This is a genomic window from Mycobacterium hackensackense (assembly GCF_025822555.1).
GTDB lineage: Bacteria > Actinomycetota > Actinomycetes > Mycobacteriales > Mycobacteriaceae > Mycobacterium > Mycobacterium fluoranthenivorans.
Genome location: NZ_JACKUC010000020.1, coordinates 53320 through 77074, shown reverse-complemented (window position 1 = coordinate 77074; position 23755 = coordinate 53320). Strand labels below are relative to the sequence as shown.

Genomic DNA, 23755 nt, shown 5'->3' with positions numbered 1-23755 from the left:
TCGGTCGGCGGATCTGGCTCGCGAGGGGTTTTACCCAGGCAGAGCCGCGCTGCACCCTCACTCACGAGCTCGTCCACCGCGAACACGGCCCCGTGCCTAAGATCCAACCGCGGCCGATCGTGAAGAGAAGATCGTCGACGAGATCGCTTCCCGACGCCTTATCGCCCTGCCCGCCCTCACCGATGGCCTGCGGTGGTCGCGGCAGCCGCGAGAACTAGCCGAATACCTCGATCTGGAGCGCAAGTGGTGGGCCATCTCGGGCAGCAAGGACGAAGCGATCCGCGCGCTCGGCCTGACTCCCATCCGGTACTACCAGCGTCTCAATCATTTGGCCGATTGGGAGTCAGCCTTGGCGTACAACGCGACTGTCGTGATCGGATCTTGCGTATCAGGCTTGCGCCCTGAGACTTGCCCTACGCTGCGCGCATGGATTCGACGCTGTGTGAGCGGTGCGTGCATGTCGGCTACGGTACGGACTTATTGCGTCGGTTGGCATCGACAGAATGGATGGCGAACACAGGAATTCCCTTGGTAGCCACGCTTGTCGGCCTGCTACTCGCCTACCTCTTCTTGCGCCACCAAATCGGTACGGACCGGGCGCTTCGACGAGCAGATAAATCGGAAGAAGCAGCGGCGGGGCGAGCGTAGCCCACGCACTGCTGGCTGCGGAGAACTCCTTCTACGCTCACACTGCCAGCATGGCGTCGGGTTCGGATGAACCCTGGCCTGGGCATGCGGCCCTGGACAAGGCAATTGATTTGACCAACATCCACTTTCCTTCGCATGTCGGAGTGATGGTCGAATACCAGATTGCCCTAACTCGGTCATTCGACGATTGCTCCAAACACCGCAGCTCCCTTGCATTCCCGGATAAAGCTGCCGCAGTTGCCATGTGGGCTGTCGTCTCTCCATTCGCCAAGGACTTCCGCGACCTCGCGAGGTTGCTACTGGCTTGGAACGGAGAGGGCGAGAATCCAGTGCCCGGGTTCAAGCAGCGCTCATATCTGACTGTCGCCTTCCCGCATGAGCCGCCGTCGGAGAGATACCAAGCAGTCGCCGACTGGGTTTTCGAAGAGCCTTAAGGAGCCATCTTGCGGGGATCCAAAATTCTCGCGATGACGTTAGCGGCGGCCTGGGCTGACCGCCGGTCGATGCCCCGTAGGTGTTGACCGTCGTAATGATCGATTCGTGGCCGCGCTGTCGCTGGATCACGGGCAGCGGAATGCCAGCCTGAATCCACCATGATGCCGCGGTGTGCCGCAGATCGTGGACGCGGGGCTTCACCGGTAACTCGGCTCGGGTGACGGCGGGGTTCTACGCGTTGACGCGGAAGTTCGGCGCTCGCACTGGGCCTCCCTCAGCGCGCCGGCCGCGGGCGGGGTTGGTGAACAGCCAGTCGCCGGTGCAGTCCAGCTTGTCCAGCACTGACTTCGGGACGTCGATGGTGCGCACCGACCGGACGGTCTTGGTCGGCGCGATGCGGTAGCTGCCGCCCCGCTTCCACACCCTGGTGATGCGCACCGTGCCGCGGACGCGGTCAACGCCTGCGGGGGTCAGCGCGGTCGCTTCCTGACTACGGACAGCCGGACGCCACGAGAAACTCCACGAGCGGCCGGTGAGGTTCCGTCACCGCAGCGAGCAATGCGGCGAACTGCTCGTCCCCAAGGCAAACCATCTCCCGCCGGACATCCCGTGGGATCTTGGTTCCTGCAGCCGGATTGGCGGGAATGTGGCCGGCGGTCACCGCCGAAGTGAGGGCGGCGGACGGCAGGGCATGCTTGTTGGCGATCGTCGTCTGCTTCGCCCCGGCCGCACGCATCTGCAGGACCCACCGCGACACTTCTTCCCGTGACAGCCAGCCAGTGGCAGCGCGCCGATGACAGGCTTGATCGTGGTGCGGAAGTACCCGCGTTACTCCTGGACTGTCCTCTGGTCGACGCCGGTGTGGTGGTCGATGTAGGTGGTTCACCCAGTCCGACACCGTGAGCGACTTGCGCTTCTTCGACTCGATCTGGGCGATCTCCTCGGCGCGCTCGCGGCCGATCTGTTCGACCAGGTCCTTGAACCGCAATGCGACCGCGTGATCGCCGAACGTCTTCGACCGTTGCTTGCCGTTCGCTCGGAACAGGACGCGGGTGGCGGGGGTGCCGTCCTTGAGTTTGTCAGGGCGAGTGGATGCCGTACCGACACCATATGTTGAAAAATCCTGTTGAAGAGGTCAGCCCCCATAAAATGTGGATGCTGAACTGGTGATATTGGTGGAGCTGCAGGGAATTGAACCCGGGTCCTGGCAATTCATTGCCGACTGCCACGCCACCGCCCTCGCAAAGTTGAGCGTTCACGACGTCAAGGCGCGGCCGGTGCTGGACTGGGCGATTGTGTTGAGACACATGACGTTCTACTAGGCCGTCTATCGACCGGCGATTCTTCGGGCAAACAGGCTCACACCGACGGCGAGGCTGGACCCAGAGACGGTCTTCCACTCACTCCGTCACTCGTATGTCAGCCTCACGGTGCCCTGGGAATCTCGGCGATGGAGATCTTCCGCTTCGTCGGACACTCGAAGGTCACCACAACGCTGGGTATCTACGCGCACCTATTCGAGAGCGACCATTCCGACACGATGGATGCCCTCGGCAGCGATGGGTTTCTCACCGGTCCAGGGCAGCAACGTTGTGCGTCTCCGGGGCTGATTGACGAACGTATGTTCCCACTACATATCCCCGACACACCAGCTCGACACGCCGATCTGCCAATGGCGAAGACCGCCTGTATTGGTGCGGTTACCAGGCATTTTGCATTTAGCCGCCGCGACACGCTGGAACACAACATGTTGTGTCCCATGTCTTGTCGGTACCCAGGTGTAGTGTCAATCACGCCGAGAGTGAAACAGCCCCACCCGGGGCGACCGGTGTGGGGCTGTTGTTGCGCACAACTTGACGGGGAAGGCGCGAGGCAACCGTACCCCTCCTTGGTCGGCGCGCACCAGGCGCGTGTCGATCATCCGGTTTAACGCGTTCCGGCGCGGAAGGAGGTGGTTCCTGTGGCTACTGTCCGCAAGACAGTGATCGTGAAGCCGGGGCAGTCGAAGACTGTCAAGATGCCTGGCTTCACTACGAAGATCACGGTGAAGAAGCCGCGCTAAGCAGTGCGGGTGATTCACCCGCACTGAGTAACGGGCAGCCCCGGTTCTTCTGAACCGGGGCTGCTCCAGTTGGACGATGGGGGTTGGGCATGTGCCTGCGATCGCTACTTACTTAAGAGCACGAAACTCTGCCTGCAACGACGTGAGTAGTTGCCCGTATGCCTTGGAAATCTCGTCCATTGACAGTTCGGACTCGGGATCTTCGCGCGCCTTCTTGTAGATTTCCGATGCTTCAGTGCTCAGCGTGATTGCGCACTTGACGGGACCGTCATAGCCAAACAAAAGTGCGCGCATCAGTACGAGCGTGTTTGCGTCAGTGAGTTCGCGCCAGCGTTCGATATCGAGCCGGTCTTCGCCAGTTCGGTTCGCGATCTGTTTGCACTCTGCAAAGAGAAGGTGAGAGGCAGACAAGGCCTCCGTAAGTAGAGCCACCTTCTCGGCGCGGCGGCTTTCCACACGCGTGTGATCGCGCTCCTCGCGCGCGTTTGCTATGGACCTCTTCACGCCGTTGTAGGCGAGCCACGCTGCACTTATCGCGATGCATGCAGCCAGCACCGTAGCAATTGGCTGGGCCAACCATGTCCAGTCGACAGGTGGGCCGGCTGTTTCGAGCGGCGACGATTCGGTCATGGCTGTGATCGTAGAGACGTCCGCCGACGCAGGGCCTGTGCCGGTCTGGAGGTACGGGCGGGGTACGCCTCCACACCCTCCCGCCGTGGACGGCCCAGCTACCAGTTGATTCGATTTCGCCGGCCGCGTACCGGGCGGCCTGCAAAGCCGTTTACACGGGTTCGAATCCCGTCACTCGCTCCAGCATCGCCGCTAGCGGCGTTCCACCACCACGTCATCCCAGCTGGCGGTGATCTCGGCGGAGTCTTCGCCGAGGGCGGCGCGTAACACGCGGGCTGCTTCCCGCCGCAGGGCATCACCGTCTTGCAGATAGGTTCGGTCTCGTTCCTCGGTGCCGATGCCGATCAGGTGGATGTGGACCGCCGCCAACTGCTGCCCCTCCACGTGCACCTCGACATCGGCGATGGCCGCCGTGACAGCGGCCGCGGGTTCGGCCAGCGCCCAGGTGAGCAGTTTGGCAAGCGCGAAATGGCTGACGGTGATACCCGGCTGCGAGGTCCGGACCTGCTTGCCCTGTCGCGGGAGAACCGAAATCCGTTGTGCGATACCGGCGCGCAGCTGGCTCAGGGCGGTACCGGTCTGCGACCATCGATCGTCCTCGACGGGGTCCGTCGCGCTGAGACCGGCGAATTGGCGCGTGGCATCGGCGATCCAGGCCGTCGCTAGCGCGGTGGATTCGTAGTCGTCCTCGGCTGCCGTGCTCATCACTTCTCCAGGGTGGCGTCGTTCTCCAGTGTTACGCACGTGGCCGCGGCTGTACAGCCGGCCGGATACCGCCGCGTCATGTGATGGCCTCATGGCTTGAACCCTTCCAGCGCGACAGCCAGGCGTTTTCGGGTGCGCTGCAACAGACCCCGCACCGAGCCCTCGGTGGTGTGCAGCACCGTGGCGATCTCGGCCAGGGGCAGGTCGTAGACCTCGCGCAGCCACCATGCTGCGCGGGCCGGATACGGCAATCGCGCCAGCTCGCGGTGCAGCGCCGCCATGAACGCGCTGTGTTCGGCTTGCTGTCCGGGTCCCGGCCGCAGATCTGCGGCCTCGGCCACCGAATCCAGATCGTTCTGCGGGCGGCGGCGCCGGAGCGCGTCCACAGTCTTCCGGGATGCCAGCGCGTACAGCCAGGTGCGGAACTGTGACCGGAAGCTGAACGTAGGCAACGCCTTCCACGCGGCGATGAAGGTTTCCTGGACGATGTCGTCGCAATCGCCGGATTCGCTGTAGGTGTGGGTGACGAAACGATGCAATGCCGGCGCATGCCGCACGACCAGCGCGTCGAAGGCCGCCGCGTCGCCACGTTGGGCGCGGCGGGCCAGGGTTTCGTCCGGCAGCGAACTCAGCACATCGTCGACCTGCACGCCGCCGTCCCTCCCGCCACGTTCGAAACAAAGTGTGTTCTACGTCTCTTGTGCGTGCGCGCGGCGTGCCGGTGCGCGACTAAACGATTGTGCCGGACACACGGCCGAGTTTGCCAACAACGAAGGAGACATCGATGACCGCACCGACGCAGGCACGCGAGACCCGTCCAGTTGCTCAGGCGGGTAAGGAGTTGGAGACGCTGGCGACCGATCACGGCGTCACCACCATCGCCGATGTCGTGGTGTCCAAGATTGCCGGAATCGCCACCCGCGAGGTGGACGGGGTGTACGACCTCGGCGGTCAGGCCGCTCGAGTGGTCGGGAAGCTGCGTGAGACGCTCCCGGGTGCGCGCGATCTGACCCAGGGCGTCAGCGTCGAGGTGGGTGAGCGGCAAACCGCCGTGGACATCGGCATCGTCGCCGAGTACGGCGTCGCCATCCACGACCTCGCCGACGGGATCCGCAGCAATGTCATCTCGGCGGTGGAGAACATGACGGGCCTGGAGGTGACCGAGGTCAACATCACCGTCCATGACGTCCACTTCGCCGACGAGGACGACCGCGCCGAATCGGCCGGCGACAGCCAACCCCGCGTCCAGTGACCGAGGCGAGCGCCGCGGAGCGGGTCGACCGGGTCGTCGCGGCGGTGACCGCCGTGGACGGCGTGGTCGGCCTGCATTCCGGCCCCGGCGTACCCGCAACCCATCTGCCCGGACGGACTGTGGCCGGGGTGCGCCTGGGGCATCAGAACGGCAAGGTCCACGTGGTCCTGGAGCTGCGCGGCCCGCTGCTCGCCACGGCCGAGAAGGTCAGAGCAGCGGCCAGCGCCGCCGCCGGCGTACCCGTCGATGTGGTGGTCGGCGACGTCGCCGCACCCGTGTCGAGATTCAGTAGGAGGCAATGATGAACGGAAAGTATCTGCTGCCAGGCCTTTTTGCGGGCCTGCTGCTGGCCCTCGCCGCGATCGGCGGCGGCCTGGTCGGGATTCTGCTGGCGCTCGTACTGGGCGGCGCGGGGGCGGCGATCGGCGCTCACCTGGACGGAACCATCGACCTGACCGCGCTCGGCCGCCGGCCCAGGAGCTGACCGTGGCAACACCAGCGGTCGTGCCGGCACCGGTGAGGACCGGCCGTGGTCGCACGATGATCAACGACCGGGTGCGCCAGCGTCTGGTCGAACGGGCGGTGCTGTCCGTGCCGGGCGTGGTGCCGCGCCGCACCATCGTTCCCGGCCGGACCCTGCCGGCCGTCGTCATCGGCGGACAACGACATGAGCCCCGGGTGAACATCGAGATCGCCGCCGGGTGGCCGGTCGTCAGCGGCGAGGTCATCGAGGGGGTGCGCGCCGCGGTCGGGGCCGAGCTGGCCACCGCACTCGGTGAGCACCCGGCCGGCATCGACGTGCGGATCACTCGTCTGGAAGCCGACCGCAGCCCGGCGCAAGTGGCTGACGCCTACGCCGCGCCGGACGATATGCCTGCGGTGCCGGGAAACGCTTCCCGCCGTCTGGCTCCGCGCAGTATCGCGGCCTCCACCGTCACCGGGGTACTGATTGCCCTCGCTCTGACGGCGGTCGGCGCGGTGGCGATCCGCGATGCGGTGACCTCCGATACCGAGTGGATCGGCACGGCACTGTGCTGGCTGGGCGATGTCCATTGGCAGTGGTGGCTATGGCCGGCGGCGGTCGTCGCTGCGCTCGCGGGCCTGGTGCTACTGGTGGCCGCGGTGAAACCACGTCGCCGCACGCATGTCCCGGTGGGGGACGGGGTGTGGGTTCCCCGGGGGCTCGTCAACGACTGGCAGGTCGACGATTCGGCCTCGACGACAACGGGTTTGACGGGAGAAGACTCATGACACCGGCTGTGCGGATCCTCGACAGGCTGCTGACCGGCGTCGTGGCGGTGCTGCTGCTCGGCGGGGCCGCGTGGACCATCGGCTACGGCGCCGGCAACCGCCTTGCGCGGGACGCGGCGGCCAGGATCGACGCGGACTTCATCGGCCGGCTCCCCGAGTGGCCGTGGTGGACCACCGTCTCGGCGGCGGTCGGTGTGGTCGCGGTTCTCGTCGGTGCCTGGTGGGTGTTGCTGCACTTCCGGCCCCGGGCGGTTCGAGCCGTCACCACCGGGATCGGGTCGGTCGACCTGGACCGGCTCGCCGACGCGGCCGCCGCGGACCTGGGCCGGCACCCGGCCGTGCAATCGGCCAAGGCGGCCACCCGCACCGCAGGGGGCAAGTCCGTCGTGCGGATCACCGTCGGCGTCGCAGCGCTGACGTCCAGCGCGCAGATCTGTCGTCTGGCGCGCAGGTGCGGGGCGGAGGTGCGCCGCGCCGCTGGTGACGATGTGGAGTTTCAACTCCTGGTCAAACGGGTATCCGCGGATAAGGTGCGGCCCGCGCTGACCTGACACAAACGTCCGGCGCAGATGGTACGAGGGGTCTGCGTCGGGTCGAAATAACAACGGGCAGAACATCTTTGATGCGCTACCCACAACGAAAGGAAACACCCGACATGGGAATCGCCGACAGCGCGAAGAACAAGGCCCAGGACCTCAAGGGACAGGCCAAGGAAGCGGTCGGTTCGGCCACCGACAATTCCGATCTTCAGGCCGAAGGTCAGGTCGACCAGGCCGTCGCAGCGGTGAAGGACCACATCGCCGATGTGGCGGACAAGGTCAAGGACGGCGTCGAGGCGGTCAAGGACAAGCTGACCGGCAATTCCTGATCACCTGACAGAAGACGGGCGGTGCCGGGACGCGATCCCGGCACCGCCCGTCTTCGTCTGGTCTATCTAGATGCAGGGGCGGAAGAACACGAGCTTGACGGGCAGGCAGTTCTGGAAGAGCTTGGGCATGCTGAGCTTCGGAACACCAACCTTGGGCACGCCCACCGACGGGACCGCCTGGGCCACGTTGGCGGCCGTCGAGAGCGCGCTCTTCGAGAAGAAGCTGCTTCCACCGCCGCCGATCTGGCTCAGGAGGTAGAACGTGCTGCCGATATCGCTCACACCGCCCGTGATGCTGGTGGGGATGTCGATCGCCAGGTTGACCACGCTGTTGACGTCGTTGAGCGTTCCCGGCAACCGACGTACCGAGTCCAGGGTGGCGTAGGAGTTGGCCCACTGCTCGGGCGTCACCTTCGAGATGGCGGGCGGCTGCGCCTTGCGCAGCGCCTCGGAGAGTGCGCTGCTGCAGAGGCCGCTGTCGGTGCGGACGGAACCCTTGTTGCAGGTCTCGGCAACGCAGTTGCCGTTGAAGTCGATCTTGCCCTCACCGCACGCGGCAGAACTCGGGGCGGCAGTGATCACGGAAACAGCGGCCAACGGGGTGAAGGCGGCCAGCGTCGCCGCAGCGTAGCGGCGCTTCGACTTCTGCACGACGTGCCCCTCAATATCTGATCCAGCTAACGATTCAGTCAAAGTGTAGCCGAGCTACTGACCCTTTACCGCGCTCTCGCTGGAACGCCAGGTCAGACGCCCGGCGTGGCGAACTCGGCCCTCGGTGGGGAGCGGGCAGCAACCCGTCGGCCGGCTATCGGCATGTCACAGTCAAGTATGACCGCAATGAGTAGGCTGCTGCCATGGATGTCGTGCCTCGGGCGGAACGCAGGCCTCATGTCGTGCGGCGTGCCGACAGCCGGGCCGTCATCCTCGATGCGGCAGTGCGGGCCTTGGTCGAGTACGGATACGGCGGAGCGACGACCGTGGTGATCCAGCGGCTTGCGGGTGTCTCGCGGGGACGGCTGTTGCATTATTTCCCGTCGCGGGAGGAGCTACTGGTTGCCGCCGCGCAGCATCTGGCCGTCGAGCGCATCTCGGAGATGGAACAGTGGTTCGACGCCGCGCCCGAGCACTCGGTCGCGAGTCCGCAGCGGATCGACTACGCAGTGGTGTTGTTGTGGCGGACATTTCAGCAACCCTATTTCTGGGCGGCGATGGAACTCTGGCTGGCTGCGCGCACGGACCCCGCACTGCGGGCGGAGCTGGCCGCATCCGAGCGGCGACTGGGGCGCGCGATCGAGCACGTCATCGCGACGATGTTCGGTCCGGTGCACAGCAGTCATGCGGGGTTCGCCGACCTCCGCGAGCTGCTGTTCACCAGCATGCGTGGGGTGGCGCTCACGTATGCGATCGACGACCGCGACGCCGATGCGGATGTGCATCTCGCACTGTGGCAGAAGCTGGCCAGAGCGGCGCTGGCCTGACTCTATTAACAGTCAAGCCTGACTGCTAATGTGACCTCGTGACCGTTTCACCTCCCCGTACTCAGGACCGGATGACCCACGATCTCTGGTTGCCCGACGAGATCATCGCGTTGCGCGCCGAGGCGCGGGACGCGGTGCAACGCAGCGTCGCCCCTTACGCGCGCGAGATCGGGCAGCGCGAGGAATCCGCAGACAGCTTCCCGTGGGTGGCGTTCCGCGGCCTTGCCGACGAGGGCATGTTCGCGGTCCCGTTCGGGGCCGAGTTCGGCCGGGGCTTGAACCATCCGATGCTCGGCACCTGCACGGTCGCCGAGGAGATCGCCTACCACTCGTCCTCGCTGGCCGGTGTGTACGACGGGCAGTGCATTCTGGTTCCGCAGACCCTGACCTTCGCCACGGATGAACTGCGGGCCCGTCTCATTCCGGAGCTGGTGAGCGGCCGGGTGGCCTTCGCCTTCGCCACCACGGAGCCGGACACCAGTTCCGACCTCACCGCAGTGCGGCTGCAGACGGTCGCCGAAGAAACGGCGGACGGGTTCGTGGTGAACGGCCGAAAGCGCTGGATCACCAACAGCGTGGCGGCCGGCTGGGTATCGGTGCTGGTACGCGCCGGTGCCCACGGTGACCGGGCAACCATGCTCCTGGTCGACCTCACGTCGCCGGGTGTACGGGTCGGAACTCCCGATCTGAAAATGGGTCATCGCGGACAGATCACCGCGGATATCGAGTTCACCGACGTGCTGGTCCCCCGGGAGAACCTGCTGGGTGCGCACGGTGGCGGGATGAATGTGGCGCTCTCGGCACTCGTGCGCGGGCGCATCGGCATCGGCGCCGCCGGAGTCGGTGTCGCGCAGGCGGCGCTGGATCTGGCGGTCGAGCGGTTGCGAACGCGAGAGGTGTTCGGCGCCCCGCTGGGGGCGATGCAACATTGGCAGTTCGTCATGGCGCAACGCGCCACCGAGATCGAGTGTGCACGCACGCTCTATCAGAAGGCGGCCACTCTGGTGGATCGCGGTGACCGCACCGCCGAACCGGAGGCGGCGATGGCCAAGGCTTACGGCACCAGGCTGGCCAATGATCTTGTCCGCGAGGCGATCCAGATCTACGGGGCGCTGGGCTTCGCTCGCCAGGTCGGGGAGACGGGTGAATCCGTGCGGCTGGAGGAGATGTATCGCGACGCCAAGATCCTGGAGATCTTCGAAGGTGCCAACGAACTGCAGCAGTGGATCATCGCACGACGTCTCATCGGTCGCGATGTGACCGGATAGCTCGGCGGTGGGGGCACCCCCTCTCTCGCGCGGCGCATTAATCTATATTAAAATTTTGTGCCGCGGCCGGAGAGAAGGTAGCCGATGAACAATGTACAAGCCCAGGTGTCGGGTGGGCCGTTCTTCGATGATCTACGGGTGGGACAGGTTTTCGACAGTGCCCCGCGGATGACGCTGACCGAAGGGGCGGCCGCGCTGCACCAGGCTGTCCTGGGTGACCGGATGCGGCTGTCGCTCGATGCGACGCTGTCCGCCGCGGTGACGGGAAGTGCACGGCCGCTTGCGCATCCGTGCCTGGTCACCGATATCGCGATCGGACAGAGTACGTTGGCGACCCAGCGCGTGAAAGCCAACCTCTTCTATCGTGGTCTGGCATTTCATCGCTTTGTCGAGCTGGGGGATTCGCTGTTCACCCGCACCGAAGTCGTCGGGATGAAGCAGAACTCGGTACGGGAGGGGCGCGCGCCGACCGGCCTGGTGGCGCTGCGGATGACGACAGTCGACCAGCGCGACCGCCTCGTGCTCGATTTCCACCGGTGCGCGATGCTGCCCCTGTCGCCGGGTGTCGTCGAGACGGGCCGGGCCGACGACTTGTCGTCGATCGGCGTGGATGAGGTGGTCACAGACCCGGCACGCGACTGGGACGCAGAGGCGTTCCGATCACGAGTTCCCGGGCCGCACTTCACCGTCGACCTGGCGGGCGTGCGGATGCGCAGCACCGGTGACGTGGTGAGCAGTGCGCCGGAACTGGCCAGGTTGAGTCTGAACATTGCTGCCACTCACCATGACTGGCGAAGTGGTGGTCAGCGGCTGGTATACGGCGGCCACACCATCGGAATCGCGATGGCGCAGGCGACGCGACTGCTGCCCAATGTGGCGAGCATCTTGAGTTGGGCGTCCTGCGATCACACCGGGCCGGTCCATGAAGGGGACACTTTGTACAGTGACCTCCACGTCGAGGACGCCGTCCCGCTGTCGGACGGCCGTGGGGGACGACTGAATCTCCGGTCGCAGGTCTATGCCGTCGGTGCCGAGGGGGAAGCCGATCGTCAGGTGCTCGACTGGCGCTTCACCGTATTGATGTTCTGACCGGTCCTTCGCGCAATCGGGCGCTCGCTCAGCCGGTCAGCGCGTCGATCGAGCCGAGATCGCAGACGTGCCGGGCGAGGCGTTCGATCGACGCCAAGGTGTAGTCCCTGGGCTGCAGCTCCGGCTCTAAACGACTGCCCCCGAGGGTGAACAGACCGAAAGCGAGTGCATGCATCGGCTGTTGGCGGTAGGCCAGCCACGCTTCGTCGAAGGTCGGCGGGGTGGCTACGCCGGCCTCTTTGAGGCGCGCCAAGTACAGCCGGAGGAGATCTTCCTGCCAGTTTCGGCGGTCTTCGGTGGGTAGCGTGGCGCCCAGGGCATACGAATAGTCCAACGCCCAGTTGCCTTTCGCCACACACTGCCAGTCGTAGAGCCCCATCCGGCCGTTCTCGTCGCGCAACCAGTTCCCCAGGTGAAGGTCCTGGTGCAACAGTGTTGACGCGGTGCTGCGATGCAGCAGTAGTGACCTCATGAACGCGGGATACAGCTTCTCGCGCCGGCCGTAGAGTTCGCCGTCGACCACATCTTTGGCGCGGTCCAAGCCGGTCAGCGTTCGCTTCTCGAATCCCACCTTCCGGTTCAGATTCTCCTGCCAGTCATATGCCGGGCGTAGCCGGGACAGGTCGCCGCCGAAGCGGGGGCTGTCCCAGAACGCGCCGTGGTAGACCGCCAGTTCGGACACCATATCCTCCGCATCGCTGCGCTGGAGGACGTTGGCCATCGGGTCCGGGAACGTCCACCCGCGTTCGTTGAGATCCTCAAGGATCACCAACGAGCGGTGCGACTTCGGATCGTATCCCGAGTAGTACGCGCGCGGACTGCGCAACGTGAGCCCGGGGCGGACGTTGTTGTAGAAGACCGATTCGCCTTCGGCGATGCCCGTCACCCCGAGCAGTATGCGTGAGCCGATGGTCGCCGTGGACTTGGTGAACAGCGTTGCCGGCAGGCCGGCCTGTCTGCCGATGTCGTTGTAGTCCACTACAAGTGCTCGTCGTGCACTTGTGCCGTTGTCACCCCGCGACACCGTGACGTCGACGACTCGCGCACCGGCGACCTGGGAGCACAGCACCGCGGTCAGCCACTCGGGGGTGAGGGCTTCCGCCGACGGGGGCACCACCGCCGGGTCGAGCAGTGGTGGCTGAGGAAGGAACCTCTCCCTGGCGACCGAGGTGGCGATCCGCCCAGCGATGGCGATCGTCGCCACGGCATTGCGCGCGGTCATGCCGACGCCTCCTTTCGTGAGTGTCGGCTGGAGGTGAGCCTCAGGGGCGAGGCTTCGCGACCAGCGACTGCCCGACCTGCTCGACCAGGAGCCCGACGTCCCAGTAGTCGTGATGGCTGGTCAACTTTCCCTCCTGGTCGAACCGGCAGGTGGCGATACCGGTGACCGAGAAGTGGCGGCCGACCGCGTCGACGCGGTCGCCGCTGGGGAGGAGGAGGGGGCCGTTGATCGAGCCGCTCCACGTCCACTCGTAGTAGGCACGGTCGTCCTGCACGGCGGGATGGGAGAACACGATCAGCGAATCGGGCGAGAATCTCAGCATCCACCGGTGAAAGCGCCGAATCTCCTCCCGGCCCACATAGGTTCCGCCCATTGCCACATCCGCGTACGTGCCGCGCTCGGCGAAGTACGTGCAAAGCAAATCGGGATCGTCGGTCCACGCCCGACCGTAGGCCTCGGCGAAATCGTCCGCGGCGGGGTGGGGAGTGGTACTGGCCATCAAAAAAATTTATCACTGATTCGAAAACAGTGTCAGTCGTTTGGCGACTTTCCGCTCGGATGTGCTCGGGGCCGGCGTCGCCCTGTGGATGGCGATGGCGCCGTGGCGGCTCGGGAATCAATTTAGTGCTGTTAACCAGTGATACCGCCAGGGCTGCGCAGCTAAATCTCTGACGATTGCGTCAAAAGGGGGTCAGCCTGCGTGGATGACCCGGCCGTGGAAATCGGACTGCGTGCGGCCCTCGTTCAGACTTGACGTTTTTAGTCTAAGTTTGATTCGATCCGTGAGCCGCGTCACTCGATGGCTATCGATGTGACCCACGGCCGGAGGGCGAAGGAGATGCGCGCTGTGCTTGCTTCAGCGAACTGCCGGCCGGGGTCGAGCGGGCGCGGCGTACCCGTGACCGCCAGTTCAGACGGGAACTTGTGAGGAGCTTGGTGTTCAAGACCAGTACCGCGGCGAAACCTGTACGGGCCATCGGCGGATTCTTCGCCATGGCATTGGATACGGCTGTCGCCATCTTCCGGCCGCCGTTCCCGTGGCGTGAATTCGTCCTCCAGTCATGGTTTGTGGCGCGGGTGTCACTGTTGCCGACGCTGATGCTGTCGATCCCGTTCACCGTGCTGACGGTGTTCACCTTCAACGTGCTGTTGGCCGAATTCGGCGCAGCAGACTTCTCGGGTACCGGCGCAGCGCTGGGCGCGGTCACCCAGATCGGTCCCATCGTCACCGTGCTGGTCGTCGCCGGTGCCGGCGCCACGGCGATGTGTGCGGACCTCGGAGCACGCACCATCCGCGAGGAACTGGACGCCCAACGCGTGATGGGGATCGATCCGATCCGGGCCCTGGTGGTCCCACGGGTGCTCGCCGCCACCGTGGTGGCGCTGCTGTTGTCCTCACTGGTCATTCTGGTCGGCCTCGCAGGCGGATTCGCCTTCTCCGTGTTCTTTCAGCACGTGACGCCTGGTGCGTTCGTGGCCGGACTCACCCTGGTCACCGGTGTCGGAGACGTCGTCGTCTCCCTCATCAAGGCCACGTTGTTCGGGATGACGGCCGGTTTGATCGCCTGCTACATGGGCACCACCGTCGGCGGTGGCCCGGCCGGTGTCGGCAATGCGGTCAACGAGACCGTGGTGTTCTCGTTCCTCGCGCTGTTCATCATCAACATCTTCATGACCGCAGTGGGAATCAAGGTGAACCTGTGAGCGTCAAAACCACTATCCGACAGCAATTCCCGCGCCTGTCGCGGCAGTCGCGGGCATGGCATGCGAGCTGGACCAGGGTCGGGGAGCAGACCCAGTTCTACGGACGCACGCTGGGCTCGGCGGTGGATGTGTTCGTGCATTACAAGACCGAACTGGTCAGGTTGATCGCGCAGATGAGTCTGGGAACCGGCGCGCTCGCCGTCATCGGTGGCACGGTCGTCATCGTCGGTTTTCTCACCGTCTCGACGGGTGCGCTGGTTGCCGTACAGGGCTACAACCAGTTCGCCCAGGTCGGTGTGGAGGCGTTGACGGGTTTCGCATCAGCGTATTTCAACGTGCGACTCATCGCGCCGCTGACGGCGGCCATCGCGATGGCCGCCACCATCGGTGCCGGCTCGACTGCGCAACTCGGCGCCATGCGCATCAACGAGGAGATCGACGCCTTGGAGGTGATGGGGGTTCGTTCGCTGGCCTATCTGGCCACGACGCGCGTGCTCGCCGGTGTCGTTGTGGTGATACCGCTGTACTGCGTCGCGGTGATCATGTCCTTCCTGGCCGCCCGTATCGGTACCACCGTGATCTACGGCCAGTCCACCGGCGTCTATGACCACTACTTCCGCACCTTCCTCATTCCCACCGACCTGATCTGGTCGTTCGTCCAAGCCGTGGTCACCGCGGTCGTCATCATGCTTGTCCACACGTACTACGGTTTCACCGCGTCCGGGGGCCCCGCCGGGGTGGGTGAAGCGGTCGGTCGGGCCACGCGGACCTCACTGGTCGTCGCCGTGTTCGTCACCCTGTTGGTCACGCTGTCCATCTACGGGCAGTCCGGCAACTTCAACCTGGCGGGCTGAGCGGATGGCGCGTCGAGCAGGCGAACCTCGGATCCACGCCGATTGGTGGACAGCGATTCTCATCGTCTTCACGGTCGGATGCATCGCCCTCACCTGGGCGCTGTTCAACGGTTCGTTCCGGCGGTATGTTCCGGTCACCCTCACCTCCGATCGGGCCGGCCTGGTGATGGAGGTCGGCGCGAAAGTCAAGCTGCGCGGTGTGCAGGTGGGGCGTGTCGGGTCGATCGCCGGGGGGCGAGATCCGGTGAGCCTGCGACTGGAGCTGGACCCTGACAAGGTCCGCTATGTGCCCTCCAACGTGGTGGCGCGGATCGCGTCGACCACGGTCTTCGGGGCCAAGTATGTCGACTTGATCTACCCCGAGAACCCGTCGGGTAAAGCGCTGGCGGCCGGTGCGGTGCTGCAATCACAGAACGTGAGCACCGAGGTGAACACCGTGTTCCAGGACCTCGTCGGCGTCATCAAGAAGATCGATCCCGCGAAGCTGAATTCGGTGCTCTCGGCGGTTGCCGAGGGTGTGCGTGGTCAGGGTCCGCGGATGGGCGAGGCCACGACGTCGGCCAATGAAGTGCTGACCGCCCTGAACGCGCGGTCGGAGACCATCGGGCAGGACTGGCGCGCGTTCAGAGATTTCAACGACACCTATGCGGCCGCGGCACCGGACCTCATCCGGATCCTCGACGGTGCCAGCACCACGAGCACCACGGTGGCGTCCCAGGCGCACCAACTGGATTCGTTGTTGGTCAACGTCATCGGGTTCTCCCAGAGCGGCACCCAACTTCTCGGTCCGAACAAGGACAACCTCGTCGACGCGATCAACGTCCTGCGCCCCACCACAGGCCTGTTCAACAAGTACAACCCCGAGTTGACCTGTCTGTTCCTCGGCGGAAAGAACGCGATCGATTTCGGCCAGGCGGACTACACCGGTGGCGCCAACGGCAAATCACTGATCGTCGACGCCGCGCTGCTCCTCGGTGATGATCCCTACCGATATCCCGACAATCTCCCGATCAACGGGGCCAAGGGCGGTCCCGGCGGTAAACCGGGCTGTGGATCGTTGCCGGATGTCGCCAAGAACTGGCCGGTACGCACCCTCGTCACCAACACCGGGTTCGGTACCGGACTGGACAACCGACCCAATCCGGGAATCGGTTTCCCGGGGTGGGCCAACTTCTTCCCGGTGACCCGGGCCGTCCCGGAACCTCCGAGCATCCGCTACCAGGGTGGTCCGGCCCCAGGTCCCACCCCGCCATGGGAACCGCCCTACGGCGCTGCGCAATACGGACCCGGCGGGACGCCGCTCTTCCCCGGAGTGCCACCCGCGCCGCCGGACGCCCAGGCGCCCATCCCTCCGGGGATCGGCGGCCCGGCGCCGGATCCGTCGACGCAGCCACCGGGATGAGCACAGGCATGACACGACCCCATCAGACGAACAGTGAGAGGCCGACGACGTGAGAGACAACCTGTCAGGCGCAGCCTGGCGGCTCACCGTGTTCGTGATCGTGGCAGCACTGGGAATGTTCGCACTGCTCACGATTTTCGCGCAGTTCCGTTTCGATGAGGCGCGGACGTTTCGCGCGGTGTTCACGAATGTGACCGGACTGGAGAACGGAAACTTCGTGCGCATCGCCGGTGTCGAAGTCGGCAAGGTCAAGCGCATCGCGCTGAACAAGGACAGCACCGTGACCGTCGAGTTCACCGCGCAGGACTCGGTCGTGCTGACCGAAGGTAGCCGCGCAGCGATCCGCTACGACAACGTCATCGGCGGTCGCTACCTGGCCCTCGAAGAGGGCACCGGGTCACCCAGGCTGCTGCAGCCCGGCGCCACCATCCCCGTCGACCGCACCTCACCCGCCCTGGACCTGGACGCCCTGATCGGTGGCTTCCGGCCGTTGTTCCGCGCCTTGGATCCCAACCAGGTGAATGCGCTGAGCGGACAACTACTTTCGGCATTACAAGGTCAGGGCGCGACGGTCGGCTCGTTTCTCTCGCAGACCGCGGCACTGACCAACACCCTGGCCGACCGCGACCAGCTGGTGGGCCAGGTCGTGACCAATCTCAACACCGTGCTCGGTTCCCTCGGCGATCAGAAGGAGAAGTTCGGCACCGCAGTCGATTCACTGTCGGAGATCGTGCACACCCTCGAATCGCGAAAAGGCGATCTGAGCAATGCCGTGGCGTATACGAATGCCGCGGCCGGCAGCATCGCCGATCTCTTGGCCCAGGCGCGGCCGCCGCTGGCCACCATGGTCAAGGAGACCGACCGGACAGCCGGCATCGTGGTCGCCGACCACGACTACGTCGACAATCTCTTGGCCACCCTGCCCGAGTCGTACCGAATTCTGGGACGGCAGGGCCTCAACGGCGACTACTTCTCGTTCTACATCTGCGACTTGGTGTTGAAGCTCAACGGTAAAGGTGGACAGCCCGTCTACGTCAAGATGGCAGGCCAGGATTCGGGTAGGTGCACTCCGCGATGAAGGCATTCCAAGAACGAAACCCGTTCGTCATCGGTGCCGTCGGAGTCGTCGCGGTGACGGCGATCGGCGTCGGTGTCCTCAACTACGACAAGCTGCCCCTGGTGTCCGCGCAGACCAGCTACGCCGCCTATTTCGCCGAAGCGGGTGGTCTCACGTCCGGTGCCGAGGTGCAGGTCTCCGGATTCAAGATCGGCAAGGTCGAGAGCATCTCCCTAGACGGCGCAAAGGTTCTCGTCCGGTTCCAGGTCGACGACGATGTGCACCTGGGTGATCGCACCGAAGCCGCGGTCAAGACGAAAAGCCTGCTGGGGTCCAAGATTCTGGACATCACCCCACGCGGTGACGGAGAGCAGAAGGACGTCATCCCGCTGGAGCGCACCACGTCGGCATATCAGCTGCCGGATGCGCTCGGCGACATCACGGCTCAGATCAGCGGATTGAACACCGATCAGCTGTCCGCCTCGCTGTCCACACTGGCCGACACCTTTCGCAACACCCCGGAAGACCTCCGGCTCGCCGTGGACGGTGTCGGTCGCTTCTCGGACACCCTCAACCGCCGTGACGACCAACTACGCAACCTGCTGGCCAACGCGAACAAGGCGACCAGCGTTCTCGCCGAGCGCAGTGACAAGATCGTCCAACTCGTACGTGATTCCAACGCGTTGCTGATAGCACTGGAGGGTCAGCGCGCCGCGCTGGATCAGATCTCGAACAACATCTCGGCGCTGGCGGCCCAGATCAACGGGTTCATCGGTGACAACCGTGACACGCTCAAACCGGCTCTGGACAAGCTGAACGGCGCGCTGACCATCGTCGCCAATCGGAAAGCCGAAGTCCAGCAGTCGATCAAGGGCTTCACGTCGTACGCCTTCGCACTCGGCGAGTCGGTGGCATCGGGTCCGTTCTTCAAGGCCTACCTGTCCAACCTGTTGCCGGGGCAGTTCGTTCAGCCGTTCATCGACGCCGCCTTCTCGGACCTCGGCCTGGACCCACACGTGCTCGCGCCCTCCCAGCGCACCGACCCCCAGACCGGCCAGCCCGGCACCCCGGCACTTCCCGTTCCGTTCCCGCGGACCGGGCAGAGCGGCGAGCCCAGGATGACCATCCCGGACGCTATCACCGGCAATCCCGGCGATCAGCAATGCGGGCCGCCGGGCATCCCGCTGCCCGGCCCCGGGTGCTATCCCTACCGCGACCCCGGTCCACCGGCGGCGCCCGGCGGACCCCCGCCCGGTCCACCGGCGCCCGAATCCCCAGGCCACGTGTCCGTGCCCGAGCCGACTCCGAGCGCCGTCTACCAGCCCGCGCCCGGTGAAATCGGTCCCGACGGCACTCCCGTTGCAGGAGAACACCAATGACACAACCGCGCATCCGCATTGCCGTGGTGGCCCTCTTCGCGCTACTGCTGATCGCCGGGCTCGTCGTGGTCATCCCGGCGACGACGAACATCTCGCGCACCCAGGTCGTCGCCTACTTCGACAACACGAACGGACTCTTCGTCGGTGACGAAGTCCGCATCCTCGGCGTCCCGGTCGGCGAGATCGACCGGATCGACGTCGAGCCGCAGCGGGCGAAGGTCAGCTTCTGGGTGCAGGACAAGTACAAGGTGCCGGCCGACGCCAAGGCGGTCATCCTCGCGCCCTCGCTGGTCACCGCCCGGGCCATTCAGCTCACGCCCGCCTACACCGCGGGACCGACGTTGGCCGACGGGGCCGTCATCCCGCGGGAGCGGACCGCCGTCCCGGTCGAATGGGACGATGTCCGTACCCAGCTGCAGCGTTTGACCGAGATGCTGCAGCCCACCGAACCCGGCGGTACCAGCACACTCGGGTCTCTGGTCAACACCGCCGCGGACAACCTGCGCGGTCGTGGGGCGAGCATCCACGACACCCTGGTCAAGTTGTCCCAGGCGACCTCGGCGCTCGGTGACCACAGCAGCGACCTGTTCAGCACGCTGCGGAATCTGTCACTGCTGGTCTCGGCGCTGCAGGACAGCTCGGGTCTGATGAAGCAACTCAACCAGAATCTCGCGTCGGTCAGCGGGGCTCTCGCCGACGACCCGGCTGAGGTGAGCAACGCCGTGCGCAATGTCAGCGATGTCTCGCGATCAGTGTCGAAATTCGTGGCAGACAACAAGGAATCACTGGGCACCACCTCCGACAAACTGGCTGCGGTGTCGCAGACGGTCACCGAGAGCATCGACGATGTCAAGCAGTTGCTGCACATCTCGCCGACCGTCTTGCAGAACTTCATCAACATCTATCAGCCCGCGCAGGGAACGTTGTCCGGCGCCCTGTCGACGAACAACTTCAGCGATCCGATCAGCTTCATCTGTGGTGCGGTCCAGGCCGCGTCACGACTCAACGCCGAGCAATCGTCGAAGCTGTGCGTGCAGTACCTGGCCCCGATTGTGAAGAACCGCCAGATGAACTTCTTCCCGATCGGTGGCAACCCCATCGTCGGCGCCACCGCGCGGCCGAACGAAGTGACCTACAGCGAGGACTGGATGCGTCCCGACTATGTCCCGCCGGCACCGGCAGCCCCAGCCCCAGCCGCCGCAGCGCCGCTGCCGGCCGAGGCGGCTCAATCGGATCCCGCGGCAGGACTTCCGGGAATGATGGTCCCCGCCGGAGCAGGCTCATGACGGCGTCCAGGCGTTTCGGCACGGTGGTGATCGCGGTGACCGTGCTGTCCATGCTGCTCAGCGGCTGCGGGGGATGGCACGGTTTGAACTCCGTCCCCATGCCGGGTACCGAGGGCGACGGGCCCGGAGCCTTCACCATCCAGGCGCAGATGCCGGACGTGAACAACATTCAGCAGAACTCCCGCGTCCGGGTCGGGGACGTCAACGTGGGCACGGTGACCAATATCGAACGCCAGGGCTGGCACGCTCTGCTGACGATGCGCCTCAACGGTGACGTGAAACTGCCCGCCAACGCGACCGCGACGATCGGTCAGACCAGCCTGCTCGGTTCACTGCACATCGAGCTGGCTCCACCGGTCGCCGAACCGGCCGAGGGCAGACTGCACGAGGGGTCGTTGATCCCGTTGGCATCCGGGGGTGGGTACCCGTCGACGGAACAGACGTTGGCCGCGGTGTCGCTGCTGCTCAACGGTGGCGGTATCGGTCAGATACAAGACATCACCACGGCATTCGGCACGGCGTTCGCCGGACGCGAGAAAGATCTGAGAAGTCTGATCACACAACTCGACACGTTCGTGCGGAACACCAATGCTCAGACCGACGACATCATCGCCGCCACCGACAGCCTCAACAATCTGGTCTCCGGGTTCGCCGAGCAGAGGCCCGTGGTGGACAAGGCTCTGGATACCATCCCGGATGCGTTGGCAGTCATCAAAGATGAACGCACCAAGCTGGCCGACACCCTCGATCAGCTCGGCAAATTCAGTGCGCTGGCCGCAGATTCGGCCAACCAGACCAAAGACGCACTGGTCCAGGAACTCAAGGACATCGGCCCTGTGCTGAAGTCGCTGGCCGACTCCGGGCCTGCACTCACCCGTTCCCTGAGCTTCTTCTCGGTGTACCCCTTCGCGAAGGAGACGCTGAGCAAGTGGTTCCGCGGTGACTATGCGAACCTGACCGCGATCATCGATCTGACACTGAGCCGGCTCGACTCGTCCTTCCTCACCGGCACGCGGTGGGAGGGCAACCTGACCGAACTCGAAATGCAATGGGGCCGCACCATCGGTCAATTGCCGAGTCCTTACACCTCAGGCAATCCATTGATCATTCCGTACCACCTGAATCAGGGGCCCTAGATGGTTCTCAGCAGACGAGTCCTCATCCAGCTGGCGTTCTTCGCCGTGATCACGCTGGTAGGCGGGACCATCATGATCTTCAATTACATGGGTCTGCCCGGCCTGCTGTTCGGCGTCGGTCAGTACAAGGTCTCCGTCGAGTTGCCCGCGGCGGCAGGTCTCTACAAGAACGCCAACGTCACCTACCGGGGCACCGAGGTCGGCAAGGTGACCGATGTCCGTCTCGACGACAACGGGGTGGTCGCCGATCTTGCGCTGAAATCCGGAATCCCGATTCCCAGTGACCTGACGGCCGAAGTGCACAGTGCGTCATCGATCGGTGAGCAGTATGTCGCCCTGCTGCCGCACGGGGATGGAAGTCCGCTGAAGGCAGGCGATGTCATCCCGAGGGATCGCACCTCGGTTCCTCCTGATATCAGCACGCTGCTGGCGGCGACGGACAAGGGTCTGGACGCCATCCCCGGGGACAACCTGCAGACGGCGGTCAGTGAGGCGGCCACCGCGGTCGGGGGACTGGGACCGGATCTGGCCAGACTGGTCAAGGGCTCCACCACACTGGCGATCGACGCACGCAAGAATCTCGACTCACTCACCAATCTGATCGACAACTCCAGACCCATCCTCGATTCGCAGACCGCGACCGCCGGCTCGATCGAGACCTGGGCCGCCAACCTGGCGTCGGTGACATCGCAACTGAAGCGCGAGGACACGTCGGTCCGGGGGATCCTCAAAGACGGGCCGGAAGCAGCAGATCAGGTCCGGCAGTTGTTCGACCGGTTGCAGCCCACCCTGCCGGTGGTCCTGGCGAACCTGGTCACGATCGGCAATGTGGCGGTGACCTATCAGCCGAATATCGAACAGCTGCTGGTTCTCGCCCCGTCAGCCGTCGAGGTGGTACAGGGTGCAGGCGTCACCAACCGCAATACCAAGCAGGCGTACAAAGGTGCCTTCTTGAGCTTCAACCTGAACCTCAACCTGCCGCCACCATGCCTGACCGGCTATCTCCCGCCACAGCAGGCCCGGACGACCAGTCTCACCGACTATCCGGACCGCCCGGCCGGTGAATTCTATTGCCGGGTACCACAGGACTCGCAATTCAACGTGCGGGGTGCGCGCAACTATCCGTGCGAAACACGTCCGGGTAAGCGCGCGCCGACGGTGAAGATGTGTGAGAGCGACGAGAACTATGTCCCCCTCAACGACGGCTTCAACTGGAAGGGCGACCCCAACGCCACGTTGTCCGGGCAGCCGATTCCGCAGCTGCCGCCCGCGGCGGGGCCGGCTCCTACCGGTACACCGGGGACCGCGCCGCCGGGCCCGGTTGCTCCGCCGATCGCCGTGGCGCAGTACGACCCGGCCACGGGTAGTTACCTCGGTCCGGACGGCCACGTCTACACCCAGGCCAACCTGGCCCACAATGCTCAGGAGCAGACATGGCAGTCGATGATGATGCCGCCGAACCCGAAGTGACGACAGCAACCGCGGACACCGCGGAGTACCTGTCGGACCAGGACGGCGCATCACGCGCATGGCGCCGCGACCCGACAAAGATCGCCTTGGTGGGCGGTCTCGTCGCCGTCATCGGCGTGGCATCGCTGGGGGGTTGGATCGGCGTGCGGGCCCATCAGTCCCGGCAGCTCGACCAACGGCAGACAACGTTTGTCGACGTGGCGCGGCAAGCCGCGACCGATCTCACCACGATCGATCACCGCGAGGTCGAAGGCGATGTGAAGCGCATTCTGGACTCGGCAACCGGCGCGTTCTACGACGACTTCAACAATCGCGCACAGCCTTTCATCGAGGTGGTGAAGAAGACGCAGTCCAAGTCCGTGGGAACGGTGGTCTCGGCCGGTGTCGAGTCCGAGACCGATCAGGACGCGCAGGTATTGGTCGCGGTGAGCGTCAAGACGACTGTCGCAGACGGGACAGAACAACGGCCTCGGTCGTGGCGGATGCGGATCTCGGTACAGAGACTGGGTAACGAGGTCAAGGTATCCAACGTCGCCTTCGTGCCCTAGGCACTTCATCA

30 protein-coding genes are annotated in these 23755 nt (G+C 65.0%); 21 read left to right on the top strand and 9 right to left on the bottom strand.

The features are described from left to right. The first annotated feature begins 130 nt into the window (after positions 1–130). Both H7J86_RS33335 and H7J86_RS00580 read left to right on the top strand, forming a co-directional pair. The gene (locus H7J86_RS33335; protein WP_308204802.1) at positions 131–535 is read left to right on the top strand and encodes a DUF3263 domain-containing protein; all 405 of its coding nucleotides are present in this window, start codon (positions 131–133) and stop codon (positions 533–535) included. 163 nt (positions 536–698) lie between these two features. Continuing rightward, the gene (locus H7J86_RS00580; protein WP_267288751.1) at positions 699–1082 is read left to right on the top strand and encodes a hypothetical protein; all 384 of its coding nucleotides are present in this window, start codon (positions 699–701) and stop codon (positions 1080–1082) included. Here the strand turns inward: H7J86_RS00580 and H7J86_RS00575 are convergent. The 3 genes from H7J86_RS00575 to H7J86_RS00565 are packed head-to-tail and all read right to left on the bottom strand — an operon-like array spanning position 988 to position 2071. After that, the gene (locus H7J86_RS00575; RefSeq protein ID WP_267288707.1) at positions 988–1284 is read right to left on the bottom strand and encodes a tyrosine-type recombinase/integrase; all 297 of its coding nucleotides are present in this window, start codon (positions 1282–1284) and stop codon (positions 988–990) included. The genes H7J86_RS00580 and H7J86_RS00575 overlap by 95 nt on opposite strands. A 30-nt stretch (positions 1285–1314) precedes the next feature. After that, entirely contained in the window at positions 1315–1521 is a 207-nt protein-coding gene (locus tag H7J86_RS00570) for a site-specific integrase (RefSeq protein ID WP_267288705.1), read from the bottom strand. A 52-nt stretch (positions 1522–1573) separates the two neighbouring features. After that, positions 1574–2071 carry a hypothetical protein gene (locus tag H7J86_RS00565; protein ID WP_267288703.1) on the bottom strand — a complete coding sequence of 166 codons (498 nt, stop codon included), beginning with the start codon at positions 2069–2071 and terminating at the stop codon, positions 1574–1576. A 163-nt stretch (positions 2072–2234) separates the two neighbouring features. Between H7J86_RS00565 and H7J86_RS00560 the strand changes: the two genes are divergently transcribed. Beyond that, entirely contained in the window at positions 2235–2405 is a 171-nt protein-coding gene (locus H7J86_RS00560; RefSeq protein WP_267288701.1) for a hypothetical protein, read from the top strand. Positions 2406–3253: 848 nt separating this feature from the next. Here the strand turns inward: H7J86_RS00560 and H7J86_RS00555 are convergent. The 3 genes from H7J86_RS00555 to H7J86_RS00545 form a co-directional block, all read right to left on the bottom strand. Further along, positions 3254–3775: a hypothetical protein gene (locus tag H7J86_RS00555; protein ID WP_267288699.1), complete on the bottom strand. Its 522-nt coding sequence runs from the start codon at positions 3773–3775 to the stop codon at positions 3254–3256. Between the two features lie 192 nt (positions 3776–3967). Then, on the bottom strand, positions 3968–4480 hold the full coding sequence (locus H7J86_RS00550; protein WP_267288697.1) for a hypothetical protein: 513 nt from the start codon (positions 4478–4480) through the stop codon (positions 3968–3970). Positions 4481–4569: 89 nt separating this feature from the next. After that, on the bottom strand, positions 4570–5130 hold the full coding sequence (locus H7J86_RS00545; protein ID WP_187095975.1) for an RNA polymerase sigma factor: 561 nt from the start codon (positions 5128–5130) through the stop codon (positions 4570–4572). A 134-nt stretch (positions 5131–5264) separates the two neighbouring features. Here H7J86_RS00545 and H7J86_RS00540 point away from each other — a divergent pair, with 134 nt between their 5' ends. From H7J86_RS00540 to H7J86_RS00515, 6 genes are all read left to right on the top strand, one after another. Then, on the top strand, positions 5265–5732 hold the full coding sequence (locus tag H7J86_RS00540) for an Asp23/Gls24 family envelope stress response protein (RefSeq protein ID WP_187095974.1): 468 nt from the start codon (positions 5265–5267) through the stop codon (positions 5730–5732). Continuing rightward, a complete protein-coding gene (locus H7J86_RS00535; RefSeq protein WP_090364127.1) occupies positions 5729–6034 on the top strand; it encodes a hypothetical protein in 306 nt (101 codons plus the stop codon). Before H7J86_RS00540 ends, H7J86_RS00535 begins: the two co-directional genes overlap by 4 nt. Further along, on the top strand, positions 6034–6216 hold the full coding sequence (locus tag H7J86_RS00530; RefSeq protein ID WP_187095973.1) for a DUF2273 domain-containing protein: 183 nt from the start codon (positions 6034–6036) through the stop codon (positions 6214–6216). Before H7J86_RS00535 ends, H7J86_RS00530 begins: the two co-directional genes overlap by 1 nt. 2 nt (positions 6217–6218) lie before the next feature. After that, complete coding sequence (locus tag H7J86_RS00525) at positions 6219–6983, top strand: hypothetical protein (protein ID WP_267288695.1); 765 nt, start codon at positions 6219–6221, stop codon at positions 6981–6983. Beyond that, positions 6980–7534 carry a hypothetical protein gene (locus tag H7J86_RS00520; protein ID WP_090364132.1) on the top strand — a complete coding sequence of 185 codons (555 nt, stop codon included), beginning with the start codon at positions 6980–6982 and terminating at the stop codon, positions 7532–7534. Before H7J86_RS00525 ends, H7J86_RS00520 begins: the two co-directional genes overlap by 4 nt. 104 nt (positions 7535–7638) lie before the next feature. After that, positions 7639–7851 (top strand): CsbD family protein, encoded by a 213-nt coding sequence (locus H7J86_RS00515; RefSeq protein WP_090364134.1) that lies wholly within the window; start codon positions 7639–7641, stop codon positions 7849–7851. Between the two features lie 66 nt (positions 7852–7917). Here the strand turns inward: H7J86_RS00515 and H7J86_RS00510 are convergent, their stop codons facing one another. Continuing rightward, on the bottom strand, positions 7918–8502 hold the full coding sequence (locus H7J86_RS00510; RefSeq protein ID WP_267288693.1) for a calponin homology domain-containing protein: 585 nt from the start codon (positions 8500–8502) through the stop codon (positions 7918–7920). A 203-nt stretch (positions 8503–8705) separates the two neighbouring features. Between H7J86_RS00510 and H7J86_RS00505 the strand changes: the two genes are divergently transcribed. The 3 genes from H7J86_RS00505 (at position 8706) to H7J86_RS00495 (ending at position 11686) form a co-directional block, all read left to right on the top strand. After that, positions 8706–9329, top strand: coding sequence for a TetR/AcrR family transcriptional regulator (locus tag H7J86_RS00505; RefSeq protein WP_090364137.1), 624 nt, complete (start codon positions 8706–8708; stop codon positions 9327–9329). Positions 9330–9400: 71 nt separating this feature from the next. Beyond that, entirely contained in the window at positions 9401–10597 is a 1197-nt protein-coding gene (locus H7J86_RS00500) for an acyl-CoA dehydrogenase family protein (protein ID WP_090364139.1), read from the top strand. A gap of 84 nt (positions 10598–10681) precedes the next feature. Next, the gene (locus H7J86_RS00495) at positions 10682–11686 is read left to right on the top strand and encodes a MaoC family dehydratase (protein WP_267288691.1); all 1005 of its coding nucleotides are present in this window, start codon (positions 10682–10684) and stop codon (positions 11684–11686) included. Positions 11687–11714: 28 nt separating this feature from the next. Here the strand turns inward: H7J86_RS00495 and H7J86_RS00490 are convergent, their stop codons facing one another. Together H7J86_RS00490 and H7J86_RS00485 are read right to left on the bottom strand one after the other, a co-directional pair. Further along, a complete protein-coding gene (locus H7J86_RS00490) occupies positions 11715–12908 on the bottom strand; it encodes an aminoglycoside phosphotransferase family protein (protein ID WP_267288689.1) in 1194 nt (397 codons plus the stop codon). Between the two features lie 40 nt (positions 12909–12948). Then, on the bottom strand, positions 12949–13407 hold the full coding sequence (locus H7J86_RS00485) for a nuclear transport factor 2 family protein (RefSeq protein WP_267288687.1): 459 nt from the start codon (positions 13405–13407) through the stop codon (positions 12949–12951). A 494-nt stretch (positions 13408–13901) separates the two neighbouring features. Here H7J86_RS00485 and H7J86_RS00480 point away from each other — a divergent pair, with 494 nt between their 5' ends. The 9 genes from H7J86_RS00480 to H7J86_RS00440 are packed head-to-tail and all read left to right on the top strand — an operon-like array spanning position 13902 to position 23744. Further along, entirely contained in the window at positions 13902–14612 is a 711-nt protein-coding gene (locus H7J86_RS00480) for an MlaE family ABC transporter permease (RefSeq protein WP_170847502.1), read from the top strand. A gap of 14 nt (positions 14613–14626) precedes the next feature. Then, positions 14627–15466, top strand: coding sequence for an ABC transporter permease (locus tag H7J86_RS00475; protein ID WP_187099433.1), 840 nt, complete (start codon positions 14627–14629; stop codon positions 15464–15466). A gap of 4 nt (positions 15467–15470) precedes the next feature. After that, a complete protein-coding gene (locus H7J86_RS00470; RefSeq protein WP_267288685.1) occupies positions 15471–16868 on the top strand; it encodes an MCE family protein in 1398 nt (465 codons plus the stop codon). A 49-nt stretch (positions 16869–16917) separates the two neighbouring features. Then, on the top strand, positions 16918–17946 hold the full coding sequence (locus H7J86_RS00465) for an MCE family protein (RefSeq protein WP_187095966.1): 1029 nt from the start codon (positions 16918–16920) through the stop codon (positions 17944–17946). Next, entirely contained in the window at positions 17943–19304 is a 1362-nt protein-coding gene (locus H7J86_RS00460) for an MCE family protein (RefSeq protein ID WP_187095965.1), read from the top strand. The genes H7J86_RS00465 and H7J86_RS00460 overlap by 4 nt, the downstream gene beginning before the upstream one ends. Further along, positions 19301–20590, top strand: coding sequence for an MCE family protein (locus H7J86_RS00455; RefSeq protein ID WP_267288684.1), 1290 nt, complete (start codon positions 19301–19303; stop codon positions 20588–20590). Before H7J86_RS00460 ends, H7J86_RS00455 begins: the two co-directional genes overlap by 4 nt. Then, positions 20587–21726: a virulence factor Mce family protein gene (locus H7J86_RS00450; protein WP_187095963.1), complete on the top strand. Its 1140-nt coding sequence runs from the start codon at positions 20587–20589 to the stop codon at positions 21724–21726. The genes H7J86_RS00455 and H7J86_RS00450 overlap by 4 nt, the downstream gene beginning before the upstream one ends. Then, positions 21727–23196, top strand: coding sequence for an MCE family protein (locus tag H7J86_RS00445; RefSeq protein ID WP_187095962.1), 1470 nt, complete (start codon positions 21727–21729; stop codon positions 23194–23196). Continuing rightward, positions 23160–23744 carry an Rv1363c family protein gene (locus H7J86_RS00440; RefSeq protein ID WP_139170275.1) on the top strand — a complete coding sequence of 195 codons (585 nt, stop codon included), beginning with the start codon at positions 23160–23162 and terminating at the stop codon, positions 23742–23744. Before H7J86_RS00445 ends, H7J86_RS00440 begins: the two co-directional genes overlap by 37 nt. Positions 23745–23755: the final 11 nt, after the last annotated feature.

What these genes read in the sequence shown, in the direction of transcription:
- H7J86_RS00540 (WP_187095974.1), top strand. Translation starts at nt 5,265, where the DNA reads ATGACCGCACCGACGCAGGCACGCGAGACCCGTCCAGTTGCTCAGGCG.
- H7J86_RS00495 (WP_267288691.1), top strand. Translation starts at nt 10,682, where the DNA reads ATGAACAATGTACAAGCCCAGGTGTCGGGTGGGCCGTTCTTCGATGAT.
- H7J86_RS00440 (WP_139170275.1), top strand. Translation starts at nt 23,160, where the DNA reads ATGGCAGTCGATGATGATGCCGCCGAACCCGAAGTGACGACAGCAACC.
- H7J86_RS00480 (WP_170847502.1), top strand. Translation starts at nt 13,902, where the DNA reads ATGGCATTGGATACGGCTGTCGCCATCTTCCGGCCGCCGTTCCCGTGG.
- H7J86_RS00460 (WP_187095965.1), top strand. Translation starts at nt 17,943, where the DNA reads ATGAAGGCATTCCAAGAACGAAACCCGTTCGTCATCGGTGCCGTCGGA.
- H7J86_RS00485 (WP_267288687.1), bottom strand. Translation starts at nt 13,407, where the DNA reads ATGGCCAGTACCACTCCCCACCCCGCCGCGGACGATTTCGCCGAGGCC.
- H7J86_RS00520 (WP_090364132.1), top strand. Translation starts at nt 6,980, where the DNA reads ATGACACCGGCTGTGCGGATCCTCGACAGGCTGCTGACCGGCGTCGTG.
- H7J86_RS00550 (WP_267288697.1), bottom strand. Translation starts at nt 4,480, where the DNA reads ATGAGCACGGCAGCCGAGGACGACTACGAATCCACCGCGCTAGCGACG.
- H7J86_RS00580 (WP_267288751.1), top strand. Translation starts at nt 699, where the DNA reads ATGGCGTCGGGTTCGGATGAACCCTGGCCTGGGCATGCGGCCCTGGAC.
- H7J86_RS00530 (WP_187095973.1), top strand. Translation starts at nt 6,034, where the DNA reads ATGAACGGAAAGTATCTGCTGCCAGGCCTTTTTGCGGGCCTGCTGCTG.
- H7J86_RS00470 (WP_267288685.1), top strand. Translation starts at nt 15,471, where the DNA reads ATGGCGCGTCGAGCAGGCGAACCTCGGATCCACGCCGATTGGTGGACA.
- H7J86_RS00500 (WP_090364139.1), top strand. Translation starts at nt 9,401, where the DNA reads ATGACCCACGATCTCTGGTTGCCCGACGAGATCATCGCGTTGCGCGCC.
- H7J86_RS00505 (WP_090364137.1), top strand. Translation starts at nt 8,706, where the DNA reads ATGGATGTCGTGCCTCGGGCGGAACGCAGGCCTCATGTCGTGCGGCGT.
- H7J86_RS00450 (WP_187095963.1), top strand. Translation starts at nt 20,587, where the DNA reads ATGACGGCGTCCAGGCGTTTCGGCACGGTGGTGATCGCGGTGACCGTG.
- H7J86_RS00515 (WP_090364134.1), top strand. Translation starts at nt 7,639, where the DNA reads ATGGGAATCGCCGACAGCGCGAAGAACAAGGCCCAGGACCTCAAGGGA.
- H7J86_RS00445 (WP_187095962.1), top strand. Translation starts at nt 21,727, where the DNA reads ATGGTTCTCAGCAGACGAGTCCTCATCCAGCTGGCGTTCTTCGCCGTG.
- H7J86_RS00490 (WP_267288689.1), bottom strand. Translation starts at nt 12,908, where the DNA reads ATGACCGCGCGCAATGCCGTGGCGACGATCGCCATCGCTGGGCGGATC.
- H7J86_RS00555 (WP_267288699.1), bottom strand. Translation starts at nt 3,775, where the DNA reads ATGACCGAATCGTCGCCGCTCGAAACAGCCGGCCCACCTGTCGACTGG.
- H7J86_RS00455 (WP_267288684.1), top strand. Translation starts at nt 19,301, where the DNA reads ATGACACAACCGCGCATCCGCATTGCCGTGGTGGCCCTCTTCGCGCTA.